Raw genomic sequence first — 12,896 nt, forward strand, 5'->3', positions numbered from 1 at the left:
TGGTGGGCGTGGTCGACGCCGACACGTTCGAGCGCCCGATCTACGCCGGCAACGCGATCCAGACGGTGAAATCCGCGGACAAGGTCAAGGTGATGACCGTGCGCACGACCGCCTTCGAGGCGGCGGGCGCGGGCGCTCCGGCGCCGATCGAGGCGGCCGCGAGCGCGGGCGACAAGGGCCTGTCGGCCTGGATCGAGGACAAGGTGGCGACCTCGGATCGCCCGGAACTGACCTCGGCGAAGATCGTCGTCTCGGGCGGCCGCGGCGTCGGTTCGGAAGAGAACTTCGCGATCATCGAGGCGCTGGCCGACAAGCTCGGCGCGGCGGTCGGTGCCTCGCGTGCGGCGGTGGACAGTGGCTTTGCGCCGAACGACTGGCAGGTCGGTCAGACCGGCAAGGTCGTGGCGCCGGAGCTTTACGTCGCCTGCGGCATCTCGGGTGCGATCCAGCACCTCGCGGGCATGAAGGACTCGAAAATCATCGTTGCGATCAACAAGGACGAAGAGGCCCCGATCTTCCAGGTCGCCGATTTCGGCCTCGTCGCCGACCTGTTCGACGCCGTCCCGGAAATGACCGCAAAGCTCTGAGAGACCGGAGCCGGAAACACGAAAGCCCCGCCACTGGCGGGGCTTTTGCATGGGCGGAACCGCCCTCAGATCATCCGCGCCAGAACCGGCGCCAATGCCTCGGCGATCTCCTGATGCACCAGCGGCCCCGGCATCGTCAGCGCGGCCGGCTCCTCCATCGGGCCGAAGAACATCCCCACCGTCCCGGTCGAACGCGCGGTGATCGAGGGCTCCACCTTGACCAGCGCCTTGGTGAGCGGCGTGATCTGCGCCACCATCTCCGCGGTGACGAAGAGCGGCTCGGCGCCGAGCGGATCGCGCAGCTGCGGCGCGCGATATTCCGACAGCCAGAGCAGCACCACCGGCCCCTCGAACCGCTCGAGCAGCGCCTTCATCCGCGCCACCCAGGCCAGCCGCAGCTCCGCCACGAGCGATTCGTAGCGCTCCGGCGCCTGCATCTTCAGCGTCGTCATCATGTGGCGCGTGAAGTTGAACTCGGTGAAATCGACATCGTCGAACACCGCCCGCATCAGGTTCGAGGCACGCAGGAAACGGTCGTTGCGCCGCGGATGCACCGCATAGAAGCGATTCGACATGTTCTGCGCGCCGAGCAGCTGCACCACCGAGACCTTCGCCTCTCGCGTCAGCTCACCGAGCTGCGGCTCGCTGCCGAAAACGTCGATCCCGGCGTTCAGATAGCCGAAGTTCACCACCGGAAAATCGAGCCGCTCCTCGAGCAGCACCGGCCAGGGATCGGCGACGAACTTGCCATAGGTCTCCGAGCCGCCCATCGCCGCGACGAAGGGCGCCTCCAACGCGCGGCGCGGGCCGCGGAAAAGCAGTTTCGACTTGCCATACCTGCAAGGAAAATAATCCAGGGCGCCATCGCCCGAATATTCGAAGGCCATAATCCCACCTCAATTTCGACTCACCCGCAGTGACGATGCGCCGAAAGCCTTGCCAAAGGGCTAAAGGGAAAATTCGCACAATCCGGATATGTCTTGCGATGCTGCACCGCAGCGAATACAGTCCGCATGGACCAGTGGAAGGATTGGAAATGACCATCGAAACTGTGGGAATCGTGGGCGCCGGGCAAATGGGCAACGGCATCGCCCATGTCTGCGCCCTCGCCGGTTATGACGTTCTGCTCAATGACATTGCGCAGGAGAGCCTCGACAAGGCGATCGCGACGATCGAGAAGAACATGAGCCGTCAGGCCTCCAAGGGGAAGATCTCCGAGGCGGAGATGACGACCGCGATGGGGCGGATCAAGACGACGCTGACGCTGACCGATCTCGGCCAGACCGACCTCGTGATCGAGGCCGCGACCGAGCGCGAAGAGGTCAAGAACCAGATCTTCAAGACGCTGGTTCCGCATCTGAAGCCGACGACGATCCTCGCCTCGAACACCTCGTCGATCTCGATCACCCGGCTTGCCTCGCGCACCGACCGGCCCGAGCGTTTCATGGGCGTGCACTTCATGAACCCGGTTCCGGTGATGCAGCTCGTCGAGCTGATCCGCGGCATCGCCACCGACGAGGAAACCTACAAGACGCTCCTCGGCGTGGTGGAACGGCTCAACAAGACCCCTGCCTCGGCCGAGGACTTCCCCGCCTTCATCGTGAACCGCATCCTGATCCCGATGATCAACGAGGCCGTCTACACGCTCTATGAAGGCGTGGGCAACGTGCGCTCGATCGACATGGCGATGCGTCTTGGCGCGAACCACCCGATGGGGCCGCTCGAGCTCGCCGATTTCATCGGCCTCGATACCTGCCTCGCGATCATGCACGTGCTGCACGACGGGCTCGCGGACACCAAATACCGCCCCTGCCCGCTTCTGGTGAAATATGTCGAGGCCGGCTGGCTCGGCCGCAAGACCGGGCGCGGCTTCTACGACTACCGCGGCGAGACGCCGGTGCCGACGCGCTGAGCCCTCCGCCCACAAAATGCGAAGGCCCCGGTTTCCCGGGGCCTTTTTCATGCGCTGCGACGCGGATCAGTCGCGTAGGTTCAGCGTATGCGCCCGCATCTCGGCAAGCCAGTGGCGCGGATCCTTCAGCGGCTCCTTCAGCTCGGCGGCGGAAAAGGCGCGCCCGATCACCGGCGACTGCCGCTTGTTCAGCGCCCGGCGGATTTCGTAAAGCAACAGCCCCTGGCGCAGCGTCGCGCTCAGCTTGTTGGCGATCTGATAGGCCTGCGAATTGCGCCCCGGGAAATAGATCGGCAGCACCTGCGCGCCGGAGCGCGCCACCATCTTCGCGGTGAACGGGTTCCATTCCTGCTCGATCGGGGTGCCGAAATATGTGTCCGAATGCGCCACCTGCCCAGCCGGGAAGAGCACGATCACGCCCCCGTCCTTCAGCGTCGACATGCATTCGGCCCGCATCTGCAGGCTCTCCTCCCGCGCGTTCGCCTCATGCGGGAAGGGCACCGGCAACATGAACTCGGCAATCTCGGGGATGCCGGTCAGCAGCGAGCGGGTGAGGATCTTGTAATCGGTGCGCACCTGCCCGATCAGATAGGCGAGCACCATCCCGTCGACGAGCCCGTGCGGATGGTTCGCCACCACGACGAGCGGCCCCTCCTTCGGGATCCGGGCGATCTGTTCGGGCGGCGTGGTGACGTCGATCCCCATGATCTCGAGCGCCTGCGGCCAGAACGGCTGCCCGAAGGGCGCACCGCGGCGCTCGAACTTGCGGATCAGGCGCAGGAGTTGCCACTTCGCCGTCATCCACTCGATCGCGCGGATCGTGTTCGCCTTCCAGGGATTGGTGAAAGTTCCCGCGTAGGAGAGGCGGCCCTTGTCATAGGGTGCCACCTCGACCTCGGTCTGCACCGTTTCGGTGCGCGCATGTTCGTCCAACACCGGACCCTCTTTGAGCATCGCAGGATCCGTTCCGGATCAGTTGTCCTCGCCGAAACGGTCCGCCACCAGCGCCTGCAGCGCGTCGGCCAACGCCTCGGCCTCGGCCCCGCTGGTCGCAACCTCAATAGAGGTTCCGCGCGAGGCTGCCAACATCAAAAGCCCCATGATCGAATCGCCCGAAACGCGCATGCCGTCCTTCTCGACCTCGGCCTGCGCGTCATAGGTCTCGACCACCTCGACGAAGCGCGCCGAGGCGCGCGCATGCAGACCCTTCTCGTTGACGATCTTCAGAACCCGTTTGATGATCACTTGCCGCCCGTTCCGTATGCCGAATAGCTGTTGATGTATTTGCGACCGGCATCGAGCGCCGCCTCGACCGCCGCATGGACGCCGAGGCTGCGCGATTTTGCCAGTTTGATCAACAGCGGCAAGTTGGCGCCATAGATGATTTCGCGCTCGCAGGCCTCGCAGGCCAGCAGGCTCAGGTTCGAGGGCGAGCCGCCGAACATATCGGTGACGACGACGACGCCGTCGCCGCTGTCGACCGCATCCGCGGCGGTGCGGATCTCGGCCTGTTTCGCGGCGCGGTCATGGTCGTCCTCGATGGTGATCGCGCGAATACCCTGCTGCGGGCCGACGACATGTTCGACCGCCGCGAGATATTCCCGCGCCAAACCACCATGTGCCACGATCACGATCCCGATCACGCGCCGTTGCCCTTCACACCCCCGGCAGGGTCTGGCCCCGCCGTTCAAGTTCCCTGTGCCGTTTAGACACTTGCCAGCCAGCCTCCGCAAGGGTCTTGGCAATCGCTTCCGTCACGGCAACGGACCGGTGCTGCCCCCCGGTACACCCGAAGCCCACGGCAAGATGACTGCGACCTTCCTCCACATGCGCGGGCAGCAGGAACAGCAGCAGATCCCGCACCCGGCCCAGAAATTCGTCATAACGCGGATCGGCCGCGACATGCGCCGCCACCGCCGGATCGAGCCCGGTCAGCGGGCGCAATTCGGTGACCCAATGCGGGTTCGAAAGGAAGCGACAGTCGAACATCATGTCCAGCCCGCGCGGCACCCCGCGCTTGTAGCTGAAACTATGCACCGAAACCGCGAGTCGCGCGATATGGCCCATGTCGAACCACCGCGTCACTTCCGCGCGCAGCTCGTGCGGGCTCATCGTCGTGGTGTCGATCAGCACGTCGGCCCGCACCCGGATCGGCGCCAGCAGGTCGATCTCCGGCACGATGCCGACGGCCGGCGCATCCTCGGGCGCCAGCGGATGGCGCCGCCGCGTCTCGGAATAGCGGCGCACCAGCGCCTCGACCGTGGCGTCGAGGTACAGCACCTCGAGCCGGATCCCCGGCTCGCGCGTGAGATGGTCGATCAGCTCGATCATCGCATGGGCGGAGAAATCGCGGTTGCGCACGTCGATGCCCAGCGCGAGCGGGCGCGCGAGCGGCCCGTCGAGCAGCCGCGGCACGATGCTCAGCGGCAGGTTGTTGATCGCCTCGTAGCCGAGATCCTCGAGCGCGGCGATCGCCGTCGTGCGCCCCGCCCCCGAAGGGCCGGTCACCAGCACGACGCGGCTCACCGCATCCGGTCGGGTCTCCCCCTCGCTCACGCCACTCTCCCGCCCTTGAGCCATTGCACCACCACCGCCTCAAGATGACCATGTTGCAGGCGCAGCACAAGGGGGAGGGTGACGCCGAGGAAAGATGTCTCGCGCAGGGGCGGCAGGCGCTCGGTCTCGTCGCGCCCCATCTCGACGGCAAGGAGGATGCGCGCACAGGCGAAGGCCTCGGCGCGCAGGATGCCGGCGCCGCGCGCCTCGATCCGCCCGTGCAGCACGGCGGGGGCGCGGGCGATCAGCGCCCCCGCCTCGACCGAAAGATCGACCCGGTCGTCGGCGACGAGCCGCGCGCCCAGCGCCATCAGCCGCAGCGCAAGCCCCGACTTGCCGCTGCCCGACGGCCCGGTGATCAGCACGCCGCGCCCGGGATCGAGCGCGACTGCCGTCGCATGGATGTTTTCGGAAAGGCCCCCGGGGGTCACACCGGCAGGCCCACCACGAAGCGCGCGCCAAGCGGCTCGGAGGTCACGTCGGCATCGGTCGGGCGGATGTTCTCGGCCCAGATCACGCCGCCATGCGCCTCCACGATCTGCTTCGAGATCGCGAGGCCGAGGCCGGAGTGATCGCCGAACTGCCCCTCGGGCCGTTCGGAGTAGAACCGCTTGAACACCTTGGTCAGCGCCCCGTCGGGGATGCCGGGGCCGGTATCCTCCACCACCACCAGCACGCGATTGTCCCGCTTGCGCGCCCAGACGCGGACGGCATCGCCCTCGTCGCAGAAGCTGATCGCATTGGTGATCAGGTTCACGAAGACCTGCGCCAGCCGCGCCTCGAGCCCGGTGATCATGATCGGCTCGCCGGGCAGGTCGGTAATGAACTCGACCCCCTTCGTCTGCGCCTGCTCGCCAAGGTATTGCGTGATGTTGCCGACCATCTTCAGCAGGTCGAAATGCTCCTCCTCCTCCTTCACCAGCTCGCTGTCGAGCCGCGAGGCGTTGGAGATGTCGCTCACCAGCCGGTCGAGGCGGCGCACGTCGTGGTCGATCACGCCGAGCAGCTTCTCGCGCTGATCGTCGCGCTTGACCATCCGCAGCGAGGCCACGGCCGAACGCAGCGAGGCGAGCGGATTCTTGATCTCATGCGCGACATCGGCGGCGAACTGCTCGTTCGCGTCGATCCGGTCGTAAAGCGCCGCGACCATGCCGCGCAGCGCGCCCGAAAGCCGCCCGATCTCGTCCGGCCGCGCGGTGAGATCGGGGATCCGCACCCGGCTCGGGCTCATCTTGCGCGCATTCTTGTCGCGCCCGATTTCCGCCGCCGCGGCGAGATCGGAAAGCGGGTTCGCGATCGTCGAGGCGAGCACGAGGCTCAGCCCGATCGAGACGATGATCGCGATCACGAACATCTGCAGCACCTGCTCGCGCTCGACCCGGACGAGTTTGTCGATTTCGCCCGCTGCCGAGGTCATCGCGACGATGCCGACGATCTGGTCGTTCTGGTAGAGCCCGGTCGCCACCGAGAAGATCGTCGCCCCCGTGGCATCGTGGTTCGTCGCCATCGTCGTCGTGCCATTGCGCACCTTCGGCACCAGCGCCTCGGCGATCGCCTTGGTGTCCGCCGCGCGTTCCGGCTCCTCACGCCGCGTGAAACGTGCCACCCATTCCCAGCCGCGGCTGAGCAGATCGGTGATCATCGTCGAGCGGTTGTCGACGCCGCCGCCCTCGACGGCCTCCCGCGGAGCGGTGCCGACCTGCATCGAATCCGCCAGAAGATTTCCTGCCGTATCAAAGACATAGATCGCCGCCCCCTCGGGCAGCTCGATCCCGCGCATGACGTCCTCGACGTCGATCCCGTCGCCCGCCGCGAGGTTGACGGGCGCCGCGCTCGGCATCCGGGCCTCGAAGATATCGGCGATCAGCTCCGCCTCGCTCACGATCGCGCTCTCGCGCTGGAACACGAGACTGTCGCGGAACGGGTTGAGATAGAGCACGCCAGCGACCATCACCACCATCGCCAGCAGGTTGAAGGTGATGATCTTGCGCGCGAGCGGCGAGCGGTTGAGCGAGATCAGCCCGCGCTTCGCCCGACCGCGGCGCAGGTCTTCGTCGACCGCGCCCCGCGGCGCGACCCAGTCCTCGCCGAGGACCACTTCCGTCTCGGGTTTGCCGGATTTCGTCACGCCCGAACGCCCCGCACCTATGCGCCCCGCAATCGTCATTCTTCGTTGTAGCGATATCCGATGCCGTACAGCGTCTCGATCGCGGAGAAATCGTCGTCCACCGCGCGCATCTTCTTGCGCAGCCGCTTGATGTGGCTGTCGATCGTACGGTCGTCGACATAGACCTGATCGTCATAGGCGACGTCCATCAGCTGATCGCGCGACTTCACGAAGCCCGGACGCTGCGCGAGCGCCTGCAAGAGCAGGAATTCGGTCACCGTCAGCGTCACCTCGCGCCCCTTCCAGGTCACCGAATGGCGCAGCGGATCCATCGTGAGCGAGCCGCGCACGATCATCTTCGTGTCCTCGGTCACCGGCGCCTCGACCCCGGCGATCACCTCCTGCCGGCGCAGGAGCGCGCGGATGCGTTCGACCAGAAGCCTTTGGGAAAACGGCTTTTTCACGTAATCGTCGGCGCCCATGCGCAGACCGAGCACCTCGTCGATCTCGTCATCCTTCGAGGTCAGGAAGATCACCGGCATCGTCGTCTTCTGCCGCAGCCGCTGCAACAGCTCCATCCCGTCCATCCGCGGCATCTTGATGTCGAGCACCGCCATGTCGGGCAGCCGCTTGTTGAACGCGTCGAGCGCCGCCTGCCCGTCGTTATAGGTCTCGACCTCGTAGCCCTCGGCCTCCAGCGTCATCGAAACGGAAGTAAGAATGTTGCGATCGTCGTCGACCAGCGCGATCCTCGACATGTCCTGCACCCTCTACTGCTCTAATTATGATTGACAGGCATTCTCCGCTTTCCCGCAAACGGAATCAACTCCGTTATGCGAATCACGGCCTCGACCCGAATCATCTCAGCCGAAAAAAACGAAGGTTTGACTAATTTGCCTCACCTCGGAGAGCTGGTTGCGCTAAATCGCCGATGTTTGCGCTAGCTGCGACAATGGCCGCTATTCCTTCGCAAAAGCGACATGTTATAGGGGCCACATCCGGCAGGGATCGCCCCGCAGGATCGGTATCGTATTGACCCTGATACCGGGAGGAACCCTTTGCGCCGCGCGACGGCATCGGGAGCAACAGATGAGCATCGGACGTGTGAACCCGGCGAAACGCCTCGAAGACCAAGGCATCACTGGTCTCGGCAATGTCTACTACAACCTGCTGGAGCCGGCGCTGATCGAACACGCGCTCAAGCGCGGTGAGGGCACGCTGGGCAAGGGCGGCGCCTTCTACTGCTCGACCGGCGCGCATACCGGCCGCTCGCCCAAGGACAAGTTCGTCGTGCGCACCGCCAGCGTCGAGAACACGATCTGGTGGGAAAACAACAAGCCGATGGCGCCCGACGCCTTCGACCGCCTGCACGCCGACATGCTCGCGCATATCAAGGGCCGTGACTTCTTCGTCGAAGACCTGTTCGGCGGCGCCGACCCGGAAAACACCCTTAACGTGCGCATGGTGACCGAGCTCGCCTGGCACAGCCTGTTCATGCGCACCATGCTGCGCCGCCCGGCCCGCGAAGAACTCGACACTTTCGAGCCGGAATGGACGATCCTCAACTGCCCGTCGTTCAAGGCCGATCCCGAGCGTCATGGCTGCCGCACCGAGACCGTCGTCGCGCTCAACTTCGACAAGAAGCTGATCCTGATCGGCAACACCGCCTATGCCGGCGAGAACAAGAAGGGCGTCTTCACGCTCCTCAACTACATCCTGCCCGGCAAGGGCATCATGGCGATGCACTGCTCGGCCAACCACGCGATCGGCAACCCCGATGACGCCGCAGTCTTCTTCGGCCTCTCGGGCACCGGCAAGACCACGCTCTCGGCCGACCCCTCGCGCACCCTGGTCGGCGACGACGAGCACGGCTGGTCGGACAAGGGCATCTTCAACTTCGAGGGCGGCTGCTACGCCAAGACGATCAACCTCTCGAAGGAAGCCGAGCCCGAAATCTACGCCACCTGCTCGATGTTCGGCACCGTGGTCGAGAACATGATCTTCGATCCGGAGACGCTCGAGCTCGACTTCTTCGACAACTCGCTCACCGACAACATGCGTTGTGCCTATCCGCTGCATTACATCTCGAATGCCTCGGAAAGCTCGCTCGCCGGTCAGCCGAAGAACATCATCATGCTGACCTGCGACGCCTATGGCATCCTGCCGCCGATCGCGCGTCTGACGCCGGCGCAGGCGATGTATCACTTCCTCTCGGGCTTCACCTCGAAGACCCCGGGCACCGAAGTGGGCGTCGTCGAGCCGATCCCGACCTTCTCGACCTGCTTCGGCGCGCCCTTCATGCCGCGTCGTCCGGAAGTTTACGGCAAGCTTCTGCAGGAGAAGATCAAGGCGACCGGCGCCTCGTGCTGGCTCGTCAACACCGGCTGGACGGGTGGCCCCTTCGGCGTCGGCAAGCGCATGCCGATCAAGGCGACCCGCGCGCTGCTCACCGCCGCGCTCGACGGTTCGCTGCATGACGTGAAGTACCGCACCTCGGAGAAATTCGGCTTCGAAGTTCCGGTCGAAGTGCATGACGTCGACACCAAGCTGCTGAACCCGCGCGACACCTGGGCCGACAAGGCCGCCTGGGACGCGCAGGCCGACAAGCTGGTCGCGATGTTCAAGGAAAACTTCGAACAGTACATGCCCTATGTCGACGAAGACGTGAAAGCCGCCGCGATCGGCTGATCGCCGCAGCCACGCATGAAACGAAGGGCCGGGGATCTCCCCGGCCCTTTCGCTTTGCCCCCTTGACGCGCGCCCGCGCCGCACCACACTCCCGCCATGCATCTGCATGGGCTGCCCCTCTTCCTGCTTCTTGCCGTGGCGATCCCGCTTGCGGCCTCGGCGCTCACGCTGATCGGCGCGCGGCTCACCCATCCGCGCCCGCTCGGCCCCTTCGCCCCCGCCTATGCGCTGCCCCCGCCCGAGGGCTCCGCGCTCGCCGCCGCCTTCGCCCCGGGACTGGCCGCGAACCCCGGGCGCGACGCCGTGCATCTGCTGATGGACCCGTTCGACGCGCTCGCCGCGCGGCTCGAGCTGATCGCAGCCGCGACCTCCTCGATCGACCTGCAATATTACATCTGGCAGGACGACACCGCCGGGGCGCTGATGCTCGAGGCGCTGCGGGCGGCGGCGGCGCGCGGCGTCCGGCTGCGGCTCCTGATCGACGACAACGGCACCTGGGGCATGGACGAGCGGCTCGCCGCGCTCGACACCCTGCCCGGGGTCGCGGTGCGGCTCTTCAACCCCTTCCCGATCCGGCGCGCCCGCACCCTCGCCTGGCTCGCCGATTTCCACCGGCTGAACCGGCGCATGCACAACAAGGCGATGGTGGTCGACGGCGCCGTCACCGTGCTTGGCGGGCGCAACATCGGCGACGACTATTTCAACCGCTTCGCCCCGGGCGGCCTTTACATGGATCTCGACATCGCGGCGGCGGGGCCGCTGGTGCCCGCGGTCGCGACCCAGTTCGACCGCTACTGGAACGCGCCGCTTTCGGTGCCGGTCAGCGCTCTGATCGCCGCGCCGCCGCCCGAACGCATCGCCGTGCTGGAGGCCGCCGATCGCGCCCGGCTCACCCAGCCCGAAGCGCGCGCCTATGCCGAAGCGCTCGCCGAGGCGCAGCAGGGCGGCCTCGTGCTCGCCCCCGACACGCCGCTGACCTATGCCGATGCGAAGCTCGTCTACGATCCGCCGGAAAAGATCGTCGGCCTGATCGAGAGCCACCGCATGCTCTGGCGCCGTCTGATCCGCGCGCTCGGCCACCCCGGGAGCGACCTCGTGCTGATCTCGCCCTATCTGGTGCCGACGCGCGCCGGGGTGAAGGCGCTCACGCGCTTTGCCCGCGCCGGGGTCCGCGTGCGGATCCTGACCAATTCCTTCGCCGCGACCGACGTGCCGCTGGTGCATTCGGGCTATGCCCACCGCCGGGTGCCGCTGCTGAAACGCGGGGTCGAGCTTTGGGAATTCGCCCCCGACGGCGAGAGCCGCCACCCGCCGCGCGATTTCCTCTCGCACCGGCTGCGCGGCGTCGCGCCCTTCTCGCGCAACAAGCTGCACGCCAAAGTCTTCGTCGTCGACCGCCGGCGCGTCTTCATCGGATCGTTCAACTTCGATCCGCGCTCGATGCGGCTCAACACCGAGCTTGGCGTGGTGATCGAGGCGCCGCTGATCGCCGAACGGATCACGGATTCCTTCGACAGTTTCGTGCCCGAACGTGCCTGGCGCGTCGAACTCGCGCAGGCCGGCAAGCTGATCTGGACGCGCCCCGACGAGCCCCCGCACGCGGAGGAACCGGGCACCACCTTCGGCTCCCGGCTGATCCTCGCGGTGGCGCAGCGCCTGCCGATCGAGTGGATGCTCTAGCGCCGCGTGCGCTTCACCTTGCGCGCGACGCCGCGTTCCTTCGCCTTGATCGCGGCGATCTTGCGCCCCGGGCGGAACGGTTTCTTCCCGCCCTTGCCGGGGCCGGGCAGCGCCTGCCCCTCAAGTTCAAGGAGTTCGAGCTCGAGCCCCCCGGTCACCGGCACCGCCTCGGCCAAGCGCACCCGCACCCGCTGCCCGAGGCCGATCGTCACCCCGGTATCGGCGCCGATCAGCTGCTGCGCGTCGCGGTCGTAATGGAAGAACTCGCGCCCGATCGAACGCACCGGAATGAGCCCGTCCGCCCCGGTCTCGTCGAGCTTCACGAAGGCACCGAACTTCTGCACGCCGGAGATCCGCCCGGTGAATTCCGCCCCCACCCGGTCGCTCAGATAGGCGGCGAGGTAACGGTCGGTGGTGTCGCGCTCCGCCGCCATCGAGCGGCGTTCGGTCTCCGAAATATGCTGCGCGGTCTCTTCGAGGGTCTCGATATCGGCGGGGCTGAGCCCGTCCTTGCCCCAGCCATGGCCAAGGATCAGCGCGCGATGCACGATCAGGTCGGAATAGCGGCGAATGGGCGAGGTGAAATGCGCGTAAGACCGCAGCGCGAGGCCGAAATGGCCAAGGTTCTGCGGCGCGTAATAGGCCTGCGTCATCGCGCGCAGAGTCGAGATGTTGACGAGCTCGTCGAACTCGCTGCCCTCGGCCTCGGCGAGCAACCGGTTCAGATGCGCCGTCTTCAGCACCTGCCCCTTCGCCAGAGTGAACCCCGAGGCCTGCGCCACTTCGCGCAGCGCCTCGATCTTGTCGGCGCTCGGCTCCTCGTGCACGCGATAGAGCAGCGGCCGGCGCAGGCGCTCCAGCTCCTCCGCCGCCGCGACATTGGCGAGCACCATGAATTCCTCGATCAGCCGATGCGCGTCGAGCCGTTCCTTGAACCGGATCGAGGCGACCTTGCCATCCTCGCCGATCACGATCTGCCGCTCGGGCAGGTCAAGGTCGAGCGGCTGACGCGCGGCCCGCGCTTTCGCCAGCGCACCATAGCAGGCGTAAAGCGGCGCGATGATCTCCTCGACGAGCGGCGCGGTCTTCTCGTCGGGCCGGCCTTCGTGCGCGGCCTGCACCTGCGCATATTCGAGCGAGCCGACCGAACGGATCATGCCGCGGGTGAAGCGATGCGAGAGCTTGTTGCCATGGGCATCGACCTTCATCCGCACCGCTAGCACCGCGCGCGCCACATGCTCGTGCAAGCTGCACAGATCGCCCGAAAGCCGGTCGGGCAGCATCGGCACGACGCGATCGGGGAAATAGGTGGAATTGCCGCGCTTTCTCGCCTCGCGATCAAGCGCCGAGCCCGGGCGGACGTAAA

The 12,896-nt window shown here is 66.3% G+C and carries 13 protein-coding genes; 4 read left to right on the forward strand and 9 right to left on the reverse strand.

Going from position 1 to position 12,896, the window contains the following annotated elements; genetic code table 11:
* Positions 1–587: electron transfer flavoprotein subunit alpha/FixB family protein (locus AB7U46_RS16380; protein ID WP_428338060.1), on the forward strand; the 587-nt coding region annotated here is incomplete at its 5' end.
* Positions 588–652: 65 nt separating this feature from the next.
* On the opposite strand, the gene AB7U46_RS16385 is transcribed toward AB7U46_RS16380, so the two are convergent.
* Positions 653–1,474: a DUF6473 family protein gene (locus AB7U46_RS16385; RefSeq protein ID WP_428338061.1), complete on the reverse strand. Its 822-nt coding sequence runs from the start codon at positions 1,472–1,474 to the stop codon at positions 653–655.
* A gap of 149 nt (positions 1,475–1,623) precedes the next feature.
* Between AB7U46_RS16385 and AB7U46_RS16390 the strand changes: the two genes are divergently transcribed.
* A complete protein-coding gene (locus AB7U46_RS16390) occupies positions 1,624–2,499 on the forward strand; it encodes a 3-hydroxybutyryl-CoA dehydrogenase (RefSeq protein WP_428338062.1) in 876 nt (291 codons plus the stop codon).
* A 66-nt stretch (positions 2,500–2,565) separates the two neighbouring features.
* On the opposite strand, the gene AB7U46_RS16395 is transcribed toward AB7U46_RS16390, so the two are convergent.
* From AB7U46_RS16395 to AB7U46_RS16425, 7 genes are read right to left on the reverse strand one after another with little or no spacing between them, the layout of a single operon-like run.
* On the reverse strand, positions 2,566–3,453 hold the full coding sequence (locus tag AB7U46_RS16395) for a lysophospholipid acyltransferase family protein (RefSeq protein ID WP_428338063.1): 888 nt from the start codon (positions 3,451–3,453) through the stop codon (positions 2,566–2,568).
* Positions 3,454–3,471: 18 nt separating this feature from the next.
* Positions 3,472–3,741: an HPr family phosphocarrier protein gene (locus tag AB7U46_RS16400; protein ID WP_428338072.1), complete on the reverse strand. Its 270-nt coding sequence runs from the start codon at positions 3,739–3,741 to the stop codon at positions 3,472–3,474.
* Positions 3,741–4,142 carry a PTS sugar transporter subunit IIA gene (locus tag AB7U46_RS16405; protein WP_428338064.1) on the reverse strand — a complete coding sequence of 134 codons (402 nt, stop codon included), beginning with the start codon at positions 4,140–4,142 and terminating at the stop codon, positions 3,741–3,743. Before AB7U46_RS16405 ends, AB7U46_RS16400 begins: the two co-directional genes overlap by 1 nt.
* A 13-nt stretch (positions 4,143–4,155) precedes the next feature.
* Entirely contained in the window at positions 4,156–5,055 is a 900-nt protein-coding gene (gene rapZ, locus AB7U46_RS16410) for an RNase adapter RapZ (protein WP_428338065.1), read from the reverse strand.
* Complete coding sequence (locus tag AB7U46_RS16415) at positions 5,052–5,486, reverse strand: HPr kinase/phosphorylase (RefSeq protein ID WP_428338066.1); 435 nt, start codon at positions 5,484–5,486, stop codon at positions 5,052–5,054. The genes rapZ and AB7U46_RS16415 overlap by 4 nt, the downstream gene beginning before the upstream one ends.
* A complete protein-coding gene (locus AB7U46_RS16420; RefSeq protein WP_428338067.1) occupies positions 5,483–7,222 on the reverse strand; it encodes a stimulus-sensing domain-containing protein in 1,740 nt (579 codons plus the stop codon). Before AB7U46_RS16420 ends, AB7U46_RS16415 begins: the two co-directional genes overlap by 4 nt.
* Positions 7,219–7,920 carry a response regulator transcription factor gene (locus AB7U46_RS16425; RefSeq protein ID WP_428338068.1) on the reverse strand — a complete coding sequence of 234 codons (702 nt, stop codon included), beginning with the start codon at positions 7,918–7,920 and terminating at the stop codon, positions 7,219–7,221. Before AB7U46_RS16425 ends, AB7U46_RS16420 begins: the two co-directional genes overlap by 4 nt.
* Positions 7,921–8,251: 331 nt before the next feature.
* On the opposite strand from AB7U46_RS16425, the gene AB7U46_RS16430 reads away from it, so the two are divergent.
* Together AB7U46_RS16430 and AB7U46_RS16435 are read left to right on the forward strand one after the other, a co-directional pair.
* On the forward strand, positions 8,252–9,850 hold the full coding sequence (locus AB7U46_RS16430) for a phosphoenolpyruvate carboxykinase (RefSeq protein ID WP_428338069.1): 1,599 nt from the start codon (positions 8,252–8,254) through the stop codon (positions 9,848–9,850).
* A 96-nt stretch (positions 9,851–9,946) separates the two neighbouring features.
* On the forward strand, positions 9,947–11,530 hold the full coding sequence (locus tag AB7U46_RS16435; protein ID WP_428338070.1) for a phospholipase D family protein: 1,584 nt from the start codon (positions 9,947–9,949) through the stop codon (positions 11,528–11,530).
* Here AB7U46_RS16435 and AB7U46_RS16440 read toward each other — a convergent pair.
* A partial coding sequence (locus AB7U46_RS16440) for a ribonuclease R family protein (protein ID WP_428338071.1) occupies positions 11,527–12,896 on the reverse strand: 1,370 nt, incomplete at its 5' end. The genes AB7U46_RS16435 and AB7U46_RS16440 overlap by 4 nt on opposite strands.

This window comes from Paenirhodobacter sp. (assembly GCF_050177655.1).
GTDB lineage: Bacteria > Pseudomonadota > Alphaproteobacteria > Rhodobacterales > Rhodobacteraceae > Rhodobacter.